A 17,145-nucleotide genomic window follows, 5' to 3' on the forward strand; every position below is an offset into this window, starting at 1 on the left:
AAACAATATTATGTAAAGTAATATCCTAAAATTGCTTTAACTATCAATCGATTATACAGATACTTTACATAACTAAATGCTTTGCATAATGCGCCTTATGTAAAGCTTTACATAACAGCCACAACCATCCCTCTGGAAATTTAAAACCAAGTCAAGCCGATATTGCGTTAACACATAAACTGAAAAGTGCAGCAAGCTTTTTAGATATTGGAATCCATGATCACCTCATTATAACTAGCGAAGGCTATTACTCCTTTGCAGATGAAGGAATAATTTAAGGGAGAAACCCCTTTTTTTTGCTGATTGGAAATTTAGAAATCAGAAATGATTGGTTACATTTCTTGGTTTTGCCAGAAAACCTTAGCTAGACAATTTACAACAGACTATAAAAACTAGCTATTGATAAAATTCAACAATGAACTAAAGTACTATCTGTTTACGGGAAACCGTAATGAGATCAGCAAAATCTTAATTATCATTGGAAATTAAACTTTGGAAGTTAAAAATGCTAGTTTCATAATTGAATTTAACCGCTTTTTTCGCCATATTTACCACATTGCAACTTACCTCACCTCACGCTCAACCTCAACTATTTCAAATATCTCCAACATGCAACAATCAAAAATTATAAACGTTTCGGGTTTTAGTATCGACTTGTCTCAAATTAAAGCCATTAAAGTAAATACAAACTCTACCCTCGGCGACACTAATGTTCTAGTAATTGATTTTAATTTAAGATACGAATACATATTCAATCCCAATAAAAATAAGTATATCAAGCAAAAGATAGATGACAACGTTTCGATTACTTATGTAGATTACAACGCTGCAGTTGAAGCGATGGAAAGCCTAACCAGCGAATGGCAAGAGTGTTTAGACAGCTTGAAGGAAAGCAATTGATTAATCTCGCATAAATACTAATTACTAACTACTCCCCTCAAAAAATGGCAATCAAAAAATCCGAATTATATAGCTCACTTTGGGCTAGTTGTGACAAATTAAGAGGTTCTATGGAACCCAGTCAATACAAAGATTATGTATTAGTATTATTGTTTGTAAAGTATGTAAGTGATAAATATTCTAATGACCCAAACGCATTAATTTTTATTCCCGAAGGTGGTAGTTTTAAAGATATGCAAGCTCTTAAAGGGCAAAAGGATATTGGAGAAAAAATGGATATGGCCATTACTAAATTAGCTAAAGAGAATGATTTAGTAAATGTAATTGATGTTATCAGTTTTCAGGACGAAGAAAAGTTAGGAAAAGGAAAAGAAATGGTCGATAAGCTAACAGGGCTTATTACAATATTCGAAAATCCAGCTTTAGATTTTAGCAAAAATAGAGCTGAAGGTGATGATATATTGGGTGATGCTTATGAATACTTAATGCGACATTTTGCTTCTGAAAGCGGAAAAAGTAAGGGCGAATTTTATACACCTGCTGAAGTAAGTCGTGTATTGGCAAAAGTAATCCAAGTCAACAAAGGAAATAAAGTAAAACAAACCGTTTACGATCCAACTTGTGGTTCAGGTTCGTTGTTGTTAAAAGTGGCTGACGAAGCTGAAAATAAAGTCAATTTATACGGACAAGAAAAAGAAACAGCCAATGCTTCTTTAGCTCGTATGAATATGATTTTACATAATAACCCAGAGGCAGTTATCGAAAAAGGACAAAGCACAATTTCCAATCCATTGCATAAAAATGAGTTAGGAGATTTAAAAACATTTGATTACATAGTTGCAAATCCTCCTTTTTCTTCCAAAAACTGGACTGATGGTTTTAACCCAGCAAATGATATTTACAAGCGTTTCGAAGAAGGAAAGATTCCACCACCAAAAAATGGAGATTATGCGTTCCTATTGCACATTATAAAATCATTAAAAAGCAAAGGTAAAGCAGCTTGTATTTTGCCACACGGTGTTTTGTTTCGCGGTAATGTAGAAGAAGAAATTAGAAAAAGCCTAATTCAAAAAGGCTACATCAAAGGCATAATAGGTTTACCCACCAATTTGTTTTACGGCACTCCAATAGCAGCTTGTGTTATTGTAATAGATATGGAAAATGCCGAAAACATCAAAGATCTTTCCGATGATGAAAAAGGAATTTTTATGGTTGATGCCAGCAAAGGTTTTATAAAAGACGGAAACAAAAACCGTTTAAGAGAACAAGATATTCATAAAATAACTGATGTTTTCAACAAACAAACCGAAATATTTGGTTTTAGTCGTTTAGTAAGCGTTTCGGAGATAATTGACCCAAAAAATAATTTTAGTCTGAATATTACAAGATACATAGACAATCCAAAAGAAGAAGATACACAAGATATTGAAGCTCATTTATTAGGTGGAATTCCAAACGAAGATATCGATGCCTTAAAACAGTATTGGGAAGTACATCCTTCTCTTAAAAAGGAATTATTTGTTACTAACAAAAGAACAAATTACAGCGACCTAAAAATCGCTAAAGAAGATATAAAACAAATTGTTTTCAATCATCCAGAATTTGTTGCGTTTAGCAAGGAAATGGACAAAGTTTTCACTGAATGGAAAACGAATAACACCATTTTTCTAAAAGAATTAACTGCTGGTATTAAACCTAAAAAAATTATTCATTTAATCTCAGAAGCTATATTAACTTCCTACACAAGCAAAGCCTTGATGAATAAATATGATGTGTACCAACACGTAATGAATTATTGGAATGAAACAATGCAAGACGACACATACATCATTGCAGTAGACGGTTGGAAGGCAGAACCATTTAGAATATTGGTTAAAAACAAAAAAGGTGTAGAAATAGATAAAGGTTGGGATTGCGACTTGGTGCCAAAAGGTCTAGTCATTGACCGTTATTTTATGCCAGAAAAAACAGCACTTCAAAAATTAGAAACCGATAAAGAAACTTTAGCTGCAACCCAACAAGAACTAGAGGAAGAACACGATACAGTAGAAGGTATTTTCTCTGATTTTGATAAAATCAATAAGGGTTCGGTTCAAAAAAGATTAAAAGCCATTGACACACCAAAACTAAAAGCAGAAAATGCAGAAGAAATTACTGTACTGAAAACCTATTTAAAATTGATTGATGATCAAGCAGCACTAACTAAAAAAATTAAGGAAGCTACTTCCGAATTAGACAAAAAAGTATTAGCCAAATATAAAATACTAACGATTGATGAAATTAAACAATTGGTGGTTGATGATAAATGGATGACAACTATTGAAAAAAATATAAAATTTGAAATGGAACGTATTAGCCAAAGACTTGCTACTCGAATTAAAGAAATGGCAGAACTATACGAAACTCCATTACCCAAACAAACCAAGGACGTTGCCGATTTAGAATGCAAAGTAACTGCTCACCTTCAAAAAATGGGTTTTGTATGGAGTTAATAACTGGAAAATATAAGAAAACAGATCTGGGTTTAATTCCAGAAGACTGGAATATTAAAACAATATCAGAGATATCAAATCCTGTTAGAGGTGGTTCACCTAGACCAGCAGGAGATCCCAAATATTTCAACGGTAATTTTATTCCGTGGCTTACAGTAGCTGCATTAACAAACATCCCTTTATCAGAAATATATGTTTCTGAAACATCTACTCGTTTAACTGAAGAAGGTTCACATTATAGTAGAATTTTAGAAAAGGAAACATTAATAATAGCTAATAGTGGTGCAACTTTAGGAGTAGCAAAATTATTAGCAATAAAATGCTGTGCAAATGACGGTATTGCAGCTTTATTTGATTTTGATAAAGAAACAAGTAAACATTATTTGGCTTATTTTATTAATACTCAAATCAAATACTTGAGAGAAGTAGTTGCTACAGGTAATGGTCAGCCAAATTTGAATACAAGTTTAATTGGTAACATTAAAGTGCCATTTCCTCCAACACTCGTAGAACAAGTTGCAATAGCAAAAGCCTTATCTGATAGTGATAGTTTAATAAAAGGCTTAGAAAAAATCATTACAAAAAAACGCAATATCAAGCAGGGTGCAATGCAAAAACTATTGCAACCTAAAGAAAGTTGGGAAGTGAAGAAATTGGGTGATGTTGTAAATATTAGAAAAGGACAAATTATTACAGAAAGTGCTACTGTTTTTGGTTATATACCCGTAATCGCAGGAGGCAAGACACCTGCTTATTATCATAACAAACCAAATCGTTTTGGTAAGACAATTACAATTAGTGGTTCTGGTGCTAGTGCAGGTTTTGTTTCATTTCACGATTATCCAATATTTGCCTCTGATTGTTCAACAATTGAAGAACATAAAGATTATTCAATTGAGTATGTCTTTAACCTTTTGCAACTATTACAAGAAAAAATTTATAATATGCAAACGGGTGGTGCGCAACCTCATATTCATCCAAGTGATTTAAATCCAATTGAGGTGTCTTTTCCAAATAAAGAAATTCAAGAAAATATTGCTAGAATTATTTCCGAAATGAATTCAGAGATAATTGCTTTAGAGAATAAGCTTGAAAAATATAAGAAGTTAAGATTAGGAATGTCACAAAATCTATTAACAGGTAAAATAAGGTTGGTATGATTGATTTTGAAAAAATAGTAGAAGAGATTTGTGCAGCAATTAAATCACAAAACATGGACAATCAATTTAGGGAAATATTAGGTGACATAGTAAATCTTAAGGATTTGGAAAAATTAGAAAATGAACTTAGAGATATTAAAATTTGATCCACCTTATATTCAAACGATTTAATATTCAAAGATTGGGTTAAAAAGATATTACAAAAATGCTTATAGTAAAATTAGATTATTATGAAACAACACCACGCTGAAGATATTTATCAATTTTATGATAAATTCATTCAAGATTTTTTAATTGATGGGAATAGCATTTTAAGTAACCACATAGCTATTTTAAATGATGCTACCATCAAAGGATGTTTCTTTAATTATATCGAAAATTACAATGACACCAGCGGCAGTTTTGATGCTAAAGTAACAGATCAATTTAAAAATGCAGATTTACCTACTCGCTTAGTTTTTGCACACGCAGAATGGTTGTGGTCTTTTGCAGTTGACGATATAAGAATTCCAACAAAAAAAGGGTATGTTAAAAGAATTACTAATCTAGACGATGAAGAATTATTGGATACTATTTATCCAGTTGGTTTTGGTAGTGCAGGACAATGGCATACAAATAATAAATACGATGAGATTAAATTCATTTTAATTCTAATTCGTTTCATAAGACAGAAAGTTGTTCTTGGAGAAATTACAACAGTTCAGGAAGTTAAAGATTGGATTGAATATATTTGTTTGTTCCAAAAATACGGTACAGAAAACACAGCCTATATGTTGCCTGATGCCTTTAAAAATGAATTACAAGAAAAAAGTTTAGCCGTAACGAATATTCTTACTTATGCAGGTAATCCAAATAATTATGAAAGAATAGCGTCTGAAAATCACAAAAATCAAATCCTTATTTCTTTTTGGGGCTTATTAACCGAAGGACAAAAAGTTGATGAAAATCTAAACACAGATGATAAAATTCTATTAATCAGAAAGGAACTTGGTACATTAACATATCCTAATTTTGATTTTTATGAATTTGATTATGCTAGAATTTGGAACTATTCTTTAACAGAGGAAGGATTTTCGGAAGTTCAAGGATTACAATACAAAAAAGCAATAATATTATATGGTCCTCCAGGAACAAGTAAAACATTTACTGCAAAGCATTTAGCTGATGCATTAATTACCTATGCTTATCTCAAAAACAAAGCAAATGTCACAACCTTTTTTAGAGAAAAACCAGATGTAACAAAGGATAGAATTCACCATCTGCAATTACATCCCAATTATACTTATGAAGATTTTATTGCCGGTTACCAATTAAAAGATGGTAATACTAAAAAAACACCAGGTACACTTTTTAAAATTTGTGAGAAAGCAAAAGACGATTTGGGTGCTACACCAAACCACGATATGCCACACGTATTAATTCTTGATGAAATCAATAGAATTGATTTATCCAGATTATTTGGGGAAGTTTTTTCAGCTTTAGAAAATAGAGATCAACCCATTCAAGTAGGGATTGGGGATTTAGAACTTACAATTCCAAGAAATTTGTATGTTATTGGAACAATGAACGAAATTGATTTCTCACTAGAAAGAATAGATTTTGCTTTACGCAGAAGATTTCTATGGTTTTTCTATGGTTACGATGAAAATACATTGAGAAATATCATTCACCACAAAAACAGAACCTTGGGTGCTAAGTTAAGAATGGATGAGGAGGTGAATAGATTTATAAGAAATGCTACGCAACTTAACCGCAAGATTTCTTCTATACCTGAACTAGGGAAACAATACCAAATTGGCCATACTTTTTTTGCTGAAATAGTAGAGATTTACAAAAGCTACAAAGAAATTGGTGGTTATAAATCTTTAAGATATCAGTTATATAGAGGTGATGGTGCTACCAATATTTTATGGAAAATTTCATTAGAACCAATCTTAGTTTCATTTCTTGGCAATATGGAATTAGAAGTTCAAAATGAAATATTAAAAGAGTTAAAAATTATTTACAATCAATAATAATAGTGAGTTTAGAAACTATCATATTAGAAGCTAACGATTGTTGTTCCTTTAAAAATCAGGAAGGACACGGTGAAGCAATTCAGTATTTTATATCTAAAAAAAACAATCTAAATATTTTTAGTTTTGGTAAAAACACTAAAGATGAAGAAGAAGAAATTGCATACTTTAATTATCGTGATGCCAAATGGTATGCTGGCAGATTTATTGGTGAGGCGGTATTTGAGTTTAATAATTTAAAATACAAAATAAAAATCAATCCTAGATTTGGGAATACACAACTTTTTAGGATGTTGGAAGAAGTTTATAATATCAAACTTCCTCGGTCAAACAACAATTTAGAAAAACAAAAAGAATACCAGTATCTCATAAAAAAATTAATTGCTTTTTTATGGCTAAATCTTTTATCAAAAGCCAATAAACACGGAATTCCAAAAAACAACAGTATTAAGTTTCAAAAAGGGGCTAATATAATTGGGAAATTAGACATCAGAAAATCAATTTTACCAATTTACACAGAAGAAAAAATCATCAGTAAGTTTCACCAAAAAACACCTAATAAAATAATTACAAGTATTTTAAAAAATGCACATAGAATGCTGAAATCAGAGTTTCATTTAACAAATGAGATGATATCAATGAGTTCTAAAAATGCAATAGAACAACTATATACATCAAAAATTGATAGCGGATATATCTCTGAACACGATTATAATAAAATAGAGTATCGAGATATTTATTTATCATATAAACCAATTGTAGATTTATCTTGGGATATAATAAAGAAAAAGAATTTTGGTAATAGTGAGGATAAAAACAAACAGGGTTTAAGTTTTTTTATTGATGTGGCTGAAATATGGGAAATGTATTTAAGGGCAATTTTAAAAAGACGGTTTTTAAAAGACGGCTGGATAATTAGAAATGATAAAATTACAGCATACAAAAACAAAGATTTTAGCAGAACGCTTATTCCTGATATAGTTTTAGAAAAAGGCAATGATGTAATGGTTTGGGATGCTAAATACAAACGAATGGAGTTTGTTTATTTTGACTATGATCGAGCCGATTTTTTTCAAATACACACCTATATTACTTATTTTAAGCAAAGTAAAAATGTCGTGGCTGGTGGTTTGTTATATCCTTTTTCAAAGGAGTTTGATAGTTATAGACAAGATCGAAACAAAGCAAATAGTTTATATTCCGAAGAAAAGAACAAGATTCAATTTGTAGTTGACGGAATTGATTATTCCGATGTAATTGATGAAAAAATTAATACTGAAGAAGTGAGTTTTCTTGATAGAATTTCCGCAATAATAGACCGATAAACAAATGAGTAAAGTAGGACAAATAGAAAGAGCAACACAAAACCGTATTGTGAAATTGTTTCAAGACACTTTGAAATACGATTATTTGGGTAATTGGGAAGAAAGAGATGGCAACAGCAATATCGAAGAAGAAGAATTGCGTAAATACCTGCAAGGCACTAAAAAGTATAGTGAGGAATTGATAAACAAAGCGATATTCGCTTTGAAAAAAGAGGCTACTATAAATTCTAACGACGACCTTTTTACCGCCAACAAAGAGGTTTATTCTTTATTGCGTTATGGTACTTCCAAAAAAGTAGAAGCCATTAAACGACCAGAACACGTTGATTTCATTGATTGGGATAGCCCAATAAATAATAATTTTGCTATTGCAGAAGAAGTAACTATTAGAGGAGCTAAAGAACGAAGACCTGATATTGTAATCTACATCAATGGTATTGCTTTTGGTGTCTTAGAATTAAAAAAAGCAAGTGTTTCGGTCAGTGAAGGAATTAGGCAAAACTTAAGCAATCAACTACATTTATTCAATAAGTCATTTTTTACCACTATACAATTTGTATTAGCAGGTAATGATAGCAATGGATTGTATTATGGAACGACTAAAACAGAAGAAAAATATTTCCTAAAATGGAAAGAAGATAACGATGTGTATGATCCTAATGTTATTCTTTTAGACAAGCACATTGAACAGTTTTGTAATAGAGAAAGATTGTTAGAAATAGTTCACGATTTTATAATATTTGACCACGGCACAAAAAAACTATGTCGTCCAAATCAATATTTTGGTATAAAGGAAGCACAAAAATTTATTGCAAGAAAAGAAGGCGGTATTATTTGGCATACACAAGGAAGTGGTAAAAGTTTAACAATGGTTTGGTTGGCAAAATGGGTTTTAGAAAACAATCCAAAAGCTAGATTATTAATCGTTACAGACCGGACAGATTTAGACGAACAAATTGAAGGCGTTTTTCTAGGAGTTGGTGAAACCATTATAAGAACTAAAAGCGGTGCAGATTTAATAGCAAGACTTAACAATACTACACCAAGATTGCTTTGTAGTTTGGTGCATAAATTTGGTGGTAAAGAAGACAATTCAGCCAATGAATTTATTGAGGAACTAAAAATTTCAAAAGCTTTTCAAGCTAAAGGAGATTTTATTGTTTTCATAGATGAGTGCCACAGAACTCAAAGTGGTGAACTGCATAGTGCTATGAAAAGTATTTTGCCTGATAATTCCATTTTTATTGGTTTTACCGGTACACCTTTATTGAAAAAAGACAAGAAAAAAAGTTTAGAAATTTTTGGAAGATACATTCATTCATACAAATTTGATGAAGCGGTTAGAGATGGTGTGGTACTAGATTTGTTATATGAAGCACGTGATGTGGACCAACACGTTTTCGACCAAAAAGGCATTGATGAATGGTTTGCAATTGTCACTCACGGAATGAATGATATTCCTAAAGCGGAACTCAAGCAAAAATGGGGTACGATGCAAAAAGTATTGAGTACTAAAAATCGTTTAGAAAAAATTGTATTCGATATCAAAAAAGATTTCATTACTAAACCAAGATTAAAAGACGGCAGAGGGAATGCTATTTTAGTAGCAAGAAGCATTTATGAAGCTTGCCGTTATTATGAAATTTTCCAATCATTCGGATTAAAAAAATGTGGTATTATCACAAGTTTTGAACCAAATGAGAATACCATCAAAATAGAAGAAACTGGAGCTGGAGCAACCGAAAAGAAGGAGCAATTTGAAATTTATCAAAAAATGCTCAAAGATTATGATTTTAAAGATGCTGAAACGTTTGAGAAATTTGCGAAAAAGAAATTCAAAGAAGAACCAGCAAATATGCAATTGCTTATTGTTGTAGATAAACTGCTTACTGGTTTCGATGCAATTCACTGTACATATTTGTATATCGATAAACAAATGCAAGACCACGGTTTATTTCAGGCAATTTGTAGAACAAATAGATTAGGAAAAGAAGAAGAGAACGATCCATATTACAAAGAATTTGGATACATAGTTGATTATAAAAACTTATTAGAAAACTTAAACAAATCAATTTCTGATTATACATCAGATGCTTTTGATGAATACGATATTGATGATGTAAAAGGATTGTTAACTAACCGATTAGATAAAGCAAAAGAACGTTTGGAAGATGCTATTGAAGTATTACACCAATTATGTTTAGACGTTCCAGCTCCAAAACAATTGGAACAATATTATAATTATTTCTGTGGTGACCCAACAAACAGAGATGATTTAAAAGACAACGAACAAAAGCGTTTGACGCTATATAAATTGGTAGTCGCCTTAATTAGAGCGTACAATAACATTGCTTCAGAAATAATAGAGGCAGGTTACACTCAAGCAGAAGCTGATAAAATAAAAGACAAAGTAAATTACTATGCTGAATTAAGAAATAGTATCAAACATTATTCTTCTGATTATATCGATTTGAAGAAGTATGAACCAGATATGCGTCAAATGTTAGATATGTATTTAACAGCAGATCCAAGCCGTGTTTTATCTAATTTGGGAGAAGCTACACTTTTACAATTAATTGTAGATAATGGTATAGAAGAAGCAGCTGATAAACTTCCTGCTAGCATAAAGGGAAACCGCAGTGCAATGAGTGAAACCATTGAAAACAATATGCGGAAAACAATCATTCAAGAAATGCCAATCAATCCGGCATATTATGAAAAAATGAGTGTTTTATTAGTAGAATTAATTCGATTGAGAAAAGAAGGAGCAATTTCGTATGAAGAGCTGTTAAAAGAATATGAAAGTTTAGCACGAAGCATCCAGCCTAACACAAAAAAATCCTATCCAAAAGATATTGATACAAGGCCGAAACAAGCCTTGTATGATAATTTAGAAGGGAATGAACAATTGGCAATCTTGATGGATGAAAAAGTTCGTTATGTAAAAGATGATGATTGGCGAAGTACCCACATCAAACGTAGGAAAGTGGAGTTAACCATTAAAGACGTTTTAGAAAAAAATAATATTACGGATGAAACCGTATTTAGCAAAATATTTGATATAGTTTCAAATCAAAAAGAATATTAAAATGCACAAAATCGAAGTTAGTAATTTTTCTATTGATGTAATTAGAAAAAGTATAAAAAATATGCACCTTTCCGTATATCCACCAACAGGTCGGGTACGAATTGCGGCACCATTAAATGTCGATGATGAAGCGGTCAAATTATTTGCGATTTCAAAATTAGCCTGGATAAAAAAGAACCAACGAAAATTTGAAATGCAAGACAGACAAATGCCCAGAATATTTGAGCAAAGAGAAAGTCATTATTTCGAAGGCAAAAGATATTTATTGCGAGTAACAGAACAAAATGCGCCACCAAGAGTAGAAATAAAAACAAAAACATACATCGATTTATTTATCAGATCAAATGCAACAGTAGAGCAAAGACAGAATTGCATTAATGAATGGTATCGCAAACGATTAAAAAATCAAATCCCACAGCTGATAGAAAAATGGGAAAAGATTATTGGTGTTAGTGTCTCAGACTGGGGCGTGAAGCAGATGAAAAGAAAATGGGGAACGTGTAATATAGAACAAAAACGCATTTGGGTTAATCTTGAATTGGCAAAAAAACCGACACAGTGTTTAGAATATATTTTAGTTCACGAATTAGTCCATTTGTTGGAGCGTAACCACAATAAGAACTTTGTGATTTTGATGAATCAATTCTTCCCAAATTGGCGAGTTCAAAAAAAGATTTTGAATGAATTTCCGATATAGGTTCAAATACCTTTGCTTCTCGCCCTTTGTGTTTCATCGTGAAAAATAAGTACAAAATAATTTTATTTAACGATACTGTATCTAACCACGTAATATTCAGAGTACAAACAAAGTCGTTAGTGAAATGAACACTAAAGCGATGAGAATTAATTTGTAATACTAAAAATATTAGCATTATTTTGTGGCATAATTTCCAATATGCTAAGAGAGATAGAGATTCCAAAGAACGACGAACAAGAACCACTGGAGAATGCAGGATCGGTAAGCGGTTTTATAAGTCCGGCAGAAGATTACAAGGATCGAAGACTGCATATTGCTCAACGAATTGTTTCTGATCCCACCAATACGTTCTATTTCGAGGCCATTAACGACGAGATGAAAGAGCATGGAATCACCGAGGGAACCATCATCATTGTAGACAGGTCAAAAGAGATTATGAACGGCTCCCTAATTATCTGTAATGTAGAAGGAGAGTGGCTGAACAGATTTATCGTTAGAAAAAATAAACAGATTTTTCTTTATGCTTCAAAGCAAAAGCCGCCCATTGAAATTACAGGAAGAGACATAGAAATTTTCGGTGCGGTAACCTGGCATTGCGTACCTCAGAAAAGCAAGTATGTACGTCCTAGTAGATTGTAACAATTTCTATGCGAGTTGTCACAGATTGTGGTTGCCGCAATACAGAACTTCGCCTGTAGTGGTCTTAAGCAACAATGATGGTTGCGTGATTGCCAGGAGCAATGAGGCCAAAGCATTAAAGATTGAGATGGGCGCCCCGTATTTCAAGATCAAAGCATTGGTAAAAGAGAAAGACGTTATTGTGTTCAGCAGCCATTATGCATTATATGGTAACATGAGCGAAAGGGTAATGAACAACCTCGCCCGATTTAGTCCGGATGTAGAAGTTTACAGCATTGATGAATGTTTCTTGAAGTTGGAAGGCTTCGCCGAGATCGAGTCTTATCTCTTTAAAATTCGAAATACCATCATCAAAAATACTGGTATTCCTGTCAGCGTTGGTTACGCCCCGACAAAAACGCTGGCTAAACTCGCAAATAAACTGGCTAAAAAAGGAACAGGGGTAATGATGTTGGATACGGAGGAAAAGATAAATGAGGCGGTCAAAAACTACCCTGTAGGCGACGTTTGGGGGATAGGCCGCCAATATGCCGCAAAACTGATCTCCATACACATCGATACGGCCAAAAAATTCAGAGAGCTCCCGATGGAATGGGTAAATAAAAATATGTCTATCGTTGGGGTAAGGCTTTGGAAAGAATTGAAAGGGGAGAGCTGTCTACACCTCAAAACACATTTGAATCCAAAGAAAGCCATGTGTACGAGTAGATCTTTTGGAAAGTTGGTGGAAAGCTATTCGGAAATGGAGCAGGCGACGGCCAGTTATGCAGCTCGCTTAGCAATGAAGTTGAGGAAAGAAAAATTGTGTACCAATGTAATTACGATCAGGCTTTTAACAAATCGTTTTATAACAGACCTCGAACAAATCTATCCATGTATCACCATAAAGTTAGACCACCCGGCAAATAATACGCCCGACTTAATTAGGGCTGCACTGCTTGGTTTGAAAAAAGTATTTGTAAAAGGATATAAATTCCAGAAAGTAGAAGTAACTGCTACAAGTTTAATCCCCGAAGCGGAGGTGCAGTTAAATATGTTCAATCCATATAAAACGGAAAACAATGAGATAAGCAAGGTGTTGGATAACATTAACCGATATTATGGTAAGGGCACGGTGAAGATAGCAAGTGAAGGGCTCATAAAGAAATGGGACATGAGAAGAAATTTCTTGACCCCAGATTATACCAATTCATGGGAGGATATTATAAAAGTGCATTGATTGATTTGAAATTTAGATTAGCGAATAAATTTTTAGCTACATGAGTAATTCTCCTAAAAACTAAAGCGATGTGTTATTATGTAAGTCAGCAAGTAAGTGCATCAAAACTTGCCGTAGATTTTGATGCGCTCTACACCGATCATTTAGATGATTCAGAGGGTTTCCACTTGGCGGGTGGTTTTTCTCATCCAAAGCTGTCGATGGTCTTAAAACAAGATGGCCGGCGGGTGATAGATCGGATGCAGTGGGGCTTAATCCCAAATTGGAAAAAGCCTTACACCGATATGCTAAAAATGAGCAATAACACACTCAATGCGAAGAGTGAGACGATCTTTGACCTAGCATCATTTAAAAATTCGATCATGAAGTTTCGGGCTATTCTTCCCGTGAACGGATTTTTTGAGTATAAGCATGAAGATGGCGATAAACTTCCGTTTTTTATCCATCCAAAAGAGCAGAGTTATTTTAATCTTGCCTGCATTTTCTCAAACTATAAAGACCCTGCGACCGACCAGTGGTTACAAACTTTTTCAATTGTTACAGGAGCGGCAAATGAGTTGATGACAGATATCCACAATACCAAAAAAAGACAGCCTGTTATGATCGATACAGATCAGATTGACAATTGGCTCAATGTAGATGCAAGCAAGGAGGAAATTACTCACTTAATGGAGCCTTGTGACGACAGCAGAATGGCTGCGTTTCGAGTGGATAGGAATTTGATCAAAATTGGAAACAGTCCTGAGGCTTTAATTCCTATTTGACGAAAGGTAAATAGCTTACAAAGCGTTGCGGACGTTAATTTAAAGAAAAAGCAGAGATACCTTTCGATATCCCTGCCATTAACGCTCTCAACATAAAGATAGAGTTTAATATTAAATAACCAAAACCAATAAATTCTTTCTTTAGGATGTGGATATACAAATTCGATGCGAATATGCGATGAATAATAATTTTGATTTTTTTAGAAAGAAAATCTGTTTTTAGTTCGACATCCAATATAGAGATTGCTTTTTTGTCAAAATAAAAAATCACTTTTTTAGCAATCTTGTCAAATCGTGTAACCTCTACTATTTGGAGATTTCAGTAGGCTTGACCACTACATTTCGAAAAACCGAGTTGGGTTCTTTTGTAAAATAGATGCCTGCGAAGAAAGTGCGGCAATTTTCGCTTATCAATCCACTACGACTCGTATGGTCAGCGGTTTGGAAATCTCCATTTTAGAAAGATTTATCTTACTCATTCGACACTCGCAGTTTAGCAGGGCAAAAAATGCTTTTAACTTCACAATTTTATTTTAAGCTCTTACAATTTGTACTATATTTGTATTACAAACGGGATGAGAACTGAAAGGTTACCCCAGTTTGGATTGAAATTATAAAATACTGATAACAAGATATATAGAAGATAGGGTTCGGCTCCTGCCACCCCGACCACTTCCAGTTCATCTGGATGCAAAACCCTCTAAATATCATTATTTAGAGGGTTTTTTGCTTTTAAGTAGTCCTTTTCAGTACATACTATTCCTCCTGTCATGCGAACAAAAAGGTGAACAGAATTAATATTTATATTTGTTCACCGGATATGGTTTAACTGATTGGTAATCAAATAATTGGATGCATTTTATTTGAACTCATTTGTATCAAAATGAACTACCTTTTTGTTTATCTGGCGAACTGTTTTGATTAACTAGTTTATATCAATTCATGTAAGTATTTAAATTATTAAGGATGAGAACAACAAACACTTTCGGAATTCATTTCGTGTTGAGAATGAATCGAGGCAAGAATGGGAAGGCAGCTATCTACGTTCGTATTGTAGTAAACAAGAGCCGCTGCGAAGTTGCGCTTAAAAGAATGGTGAATCTCGCAGACTGGAATAAGTCTAAAGGTTTAGCCAAACCTAAGAACGAGACGCTAAAATCCCTAAACAGTTATTTGGAACAAACTAGGTGCTTATTAGCAACACATTACCAAGAATTTATAGTCAATAAAGAACTGGTTACCGCTGAGGCAGTGAAAAATAAATTTTTGGGAATCGAAGAGCAAGAAAATACCCTTCAATCCCTTATGGATTACCATAATCTTCACATGAAAGAAGTTCTTGCGCCTGGAACCATTAAAAACTATTTCACAACGGTAAGGTATCTCAAAGAGTTTGTACTTAAACATTTCAAAAAACATGATTTGTATCTGTCGGAGCTCAATTATGAGTTTATAACCCATTTTGAATATTTCTTAAGAGTTTATCAACCGACAGACCATCATAAGGGAATGGAAAATAACGGCGTGATGAAACATTTGGAGAGGCTACAGAAAATGGTTCGATTGGGTACTAAGCTTGGTTGGATAGATAAAAATCCATTCGAATTCTTTAAGCTTAAGTTACAAAAAGTGGAGCGTGGTTTTTTGTCCAGCGACGAACTTGCTGCTATCGAGGATAAAGATTTTAGCCTACAACGAATTCAGTACGCAAAAGATCTTTTTGTATTTAGCTGCTACACGGGCATTGCCTATATCGATGTGATGCAATTAACGCCTGAAAATATAATCCTCGGATTGGATGGGAATTATTGGATTAAAGCAATGCGAGAAAAAACCGATACGTCTTTTAACGTGCCGATTTTGCCAAAAGCTGCTCTAATTATAGAAAAGTATAAAAACAATCCAAGATCAATTGCGAAAGGAAGTGTTTTTCCAATCATATCAAACCATAAACTCAATTCGTATTTAAAAGAAGTTGCTGACCTCTGTGGCATCAAAAGTAATTTAACCTTCCATCTAGCACGGCATGCCTTCGCAACTTCTGTAACGCTTTCCAATGGAGTGCCTATCGAAACTGTCAGTAAAATGTTGGGGCATACAAGTATCAGATCCACTCAGATCTACGCAAAGGTCATTGAACAAAAGGTTAGTAAAGACATGCTTAACCTTAGAAATATATTGGACAGCAATGAAAAAAGTAAATTAATATTAAGGAGGGCAAAATAATGAGCGAGTTATTAAATGATAATCTATATAAAACAATTAAAGAATTAATCGAGGAATCAAGAAATTCTGTTGTAAGATGTAAATACCACAATGGTCTTTACCTATTTTCAGGTGGGTAAAATTATAGTCGAAGATCAACAAAGTGGTTTAGAGAGAGCAGCTTACGCAAAACAAACCCGACCCAGACCAATCACTTTGTATTGTCTATAGCCGCCTATATAAAACTGGAATGGCTGAAGCAACGGACGGGCAAAAACCATTTCGCAATGAAAAATCAGATCTATTTATCGGCAAAGCAGGCAGCATATGCAGAACTCAAAAAGTTATCAACACCTCAAGCGGCATAACCCAGTTTTGATTGTGGTTTTTTGCGTAACATGAGTTAAATAAGATGTCATTTTATGATGTAGCTCGATATTTTAGTTACAGGTATTAATATTGATACTCCGTTTGTCAATAAAGGGCCTGAAATAACAACAGCCATCGACTATATGTAAAACAAACTTTTCTGCAATTCAGGAGGGTAGGCAGAAACCTTATACCCTTTTGGACGACAGAGATATCAATTGGACATTGGCAGGAGTACCGTTTATTAACTTTAATACTTATACAGGCCATGT

General features: G+C 33.4%; 12 protein-coding genes and 1 pseudogene. All 13 read left to right on the top strand.

Going from position 1 to position 17,145, the window contains the following annotated elements; all coding sequences use genetic code 11:
- Positions 1–125: 125 nt before the first annotated feature.
- A pseudogene (locus ABIB40_RS15150) lies at positions 126–278 on the top strand (JAB domain-containing protein); the annotation flags it as partial.
- Between the two features lie 331 nt (positions 279–609).
- Complete coding sequence (locus ABIB40_RS15155) at positions 610–900, top strand: hypothetical protein (RefSeq protein WP_354360231.1); 291 nt, start codon at positions 610–612, stop codon at positions 898–900.
- 44 nt (positions 901–944) lie between these two features.
- Complete coding sequence (locus tag ABIB40_RS15160) at positions 945–3,392, top strand: type I restriction-modification system subunit M (RefSeq protein ID WP_354360232.1); 2,448 nt, start codon at positions 945–947, stop codon at positions 3,390–3,392.
- Positions 3,383–4,552, top strand: coding sequence for a restriction endonuclease subunit S (locus ABIB40_RS15165; RefSeq protein ID WP_354360233.1), 1,170 nt, complete (start codon positions 3,383–3,385; stop codon positions 4,550–4,552). Before ABIB40_RS15160 ends, ABIB40_RS15165 begins: the two co-directional genes overlap by 10 nt.
- Entirely contained in the window at positions 4,549–4,698 is a 150-nt protein-coding gene (locus ABIB40_RS15170; RefSeq protein ID WP_354360234.1) for a hypothetical protein, read from the top strand. Before ABIB40_RS15165 ends, ABIB40_RS15170 begins: the two co-directional genes overlap by 4 nt.
- 84 nt (positions 4,699–4,782) lie before the next feature.
- On the top strand, positions 4,783–6,567 hold the full coding sequence (locus ABIB40_RS15175) for an McrB family protein (RefSeq protein WP_354360235.1): 1,785 nt from the start codon (positions 4,783–4,785) through the stop codon (positions 6,565–6,567).
- Positions 6,568–6,572: 5 nt separating this feature from the next.
- On the top strand, positions 6,573–7,892 hold the full coding sequence (locus ABIB40_RS15180) for a 5-methylcytosine restriction system specificity protein McrC (RefSeq protein ID WP_354360236.1): 1,320 nt from the start codon (positions 6,573–6,575) through the stop codon (positions 7,890–7,892).
- Positions 7,893–7,896: 4 nt separating this feature from the next.
- Positions 7,897–10,980: a type I restriction endonuclease subunit R gene (locus ABIB40_RS15185; protein ID WP_354360237.1), complete on the top strand. Its 3,084-nt coding sequence runs from the start codon at positions 7,897–7,899 to the stop codon at positions 10,978–10,980.
- Between the two features lies 1 nt (position 10,981).
- On the top strand, positions 10,982–11,677 hold the full coding sequence (locus ABIB40_RS15190) for a M48 family metallopeptidase (RefSeq protein ID WP_354360238.1): 696 nt from the start codon (positions 10,982–10,984) through the stop codon (positions 11,675–11,677).
- 198 nt (positions 11,678–11,875) lie between these two features.
- Positions 11,876–12,316, top strand: a complete 441-nt coding sequence (locus tag ABIB40_RS15195; RefSeq protein ID WP_354360239.1) for a LexA family protein — start codon at positions 11,876–11,878, stop codon at positions 12,314–12,316.
- On the top strand, positions 12,294–13,535 hold the full coding sequence (locus ABIB40_RS15200; protein ID WP_354360240.1) for a Y-family DNA polymerase: 1,242 nt from the start codon (positions 12,294–12,296) through the stop codon (positions 13,533–13,535). Before ABIB40_RS15195 ends, ABIB40_RS15200 begins: the two co-directional genes overlap by 23 nt.
- A gap of 68 nt (positions 13,536–13,603) precedes the next feature.
- Complete coding sequence (locus ABIB40_RS15205; RefSeq protein WP_354360241.1) at positions 13,604–14,299, top strand: SOS response-associated peptidase; 696 nt, start codon at positions 13,604–13,606, stop codon at positions 14,297–14,299.
- A 966-nt stretch (positions 14,300–15,265) separates the two neighbouring features.
- Complete coding sequence (locus ABIB40_RS15210) at positions 15,266–16,525, top strand: site-specific integrase (RefSeq protein ID WP_354360242.1); 1,260 nt, start codon at positions 15,266–15,268, stop codon at positions 16,523–16,525.
- Positions 16,526–17,145: the final 620 nt, after the last annotated feature.

This window comes from Pedobacter sp. UYP30 (assembly GCF_040547165.1).
Classification (GTDB): domain Bacteria; phylum Bacteroidota; class Bacteroidia; order Sphingobacteriales; family Sphingobacteriaceae; genus Pedobacter.

Bases quoted from the DNA above. Each gene is read 5' to 3' on its own strand.
- ABIB40_RS15155 (WP_354360231.1), top strand. From the start codon at position 610: ATGCAACAATCAAAAATTATAAACGTTTCGGGTTTTAGTATCGACTTG.
- ABIB40_RS15160 (WP_354360232.1), top strand. From the start codon at position 945: ATGGCAATCAAAAAATCCGAATTATATAGCTCACTTTGGGCTAGTTGT.
- ABIB40_RS15165 (WP_354360233.1), top strand. From the start codon at position 3,383: ATGGAGTTAATAACTGGAAAATATAAGAAAACAGATCTGGGTTTAATT.
- ABIB40_RS15170 (WP_354360234.1), top strand. From the start codon at position 4,549: ATGATTGATTTTGAAAAAATAGTAGAAGAGATTTGTGCAGCAATTAAA.
- ABIB40_RS15175 (WP_354360235.1), top strand. From the start codon at position 4,783: ATGAAACAACACCACGCTGAAGATATTTATCAATTTTATGATAAATTC.
- ABIB40_RS15185 (WP_354360237.1), top strand. From the start codon at position 7,897: ATGAGTAAAGTAGGACAAATAGAAAGAGCAACACAAAACCGTATTGTG.
- ABIB40_RS15190 (WP_354360238.1), top strand. From the start codon at position 10,982: ATGCACAAAATCGAAGTTAGTAATTTTTCTATTGATGTAATTAGAAAA.
- ABIB40_RS15195 (WP_354360239.1), top strand. From the start codon at position 11,876: ATGCTAAGAGAGATAGAGATTCCAAAGAACGACGAACAAGAACCACTG.
- ABIB40_RS15200 (WP_354360240.1), top strand. From the start codon at position 12,294: ATGTACGTCCTAGTAGATTGTAACAATTTCTATGCGAGTTGTCACAGA.
- ABIB40_RS15205 (WP_354360241.1), top strand. From the start codon at position 13,604: ATGTGTTATTATGTAAGTCAGCAAGTAAGTGCATCAAAACTTGCCGTA.
- ABIB40_RS15210 (WP_354360242.1), top strand. From the start codon at position 15,266: ATGAGAACAACAAACACTTTCGGAATTCATTTCGTGTTGAGAATGAAT.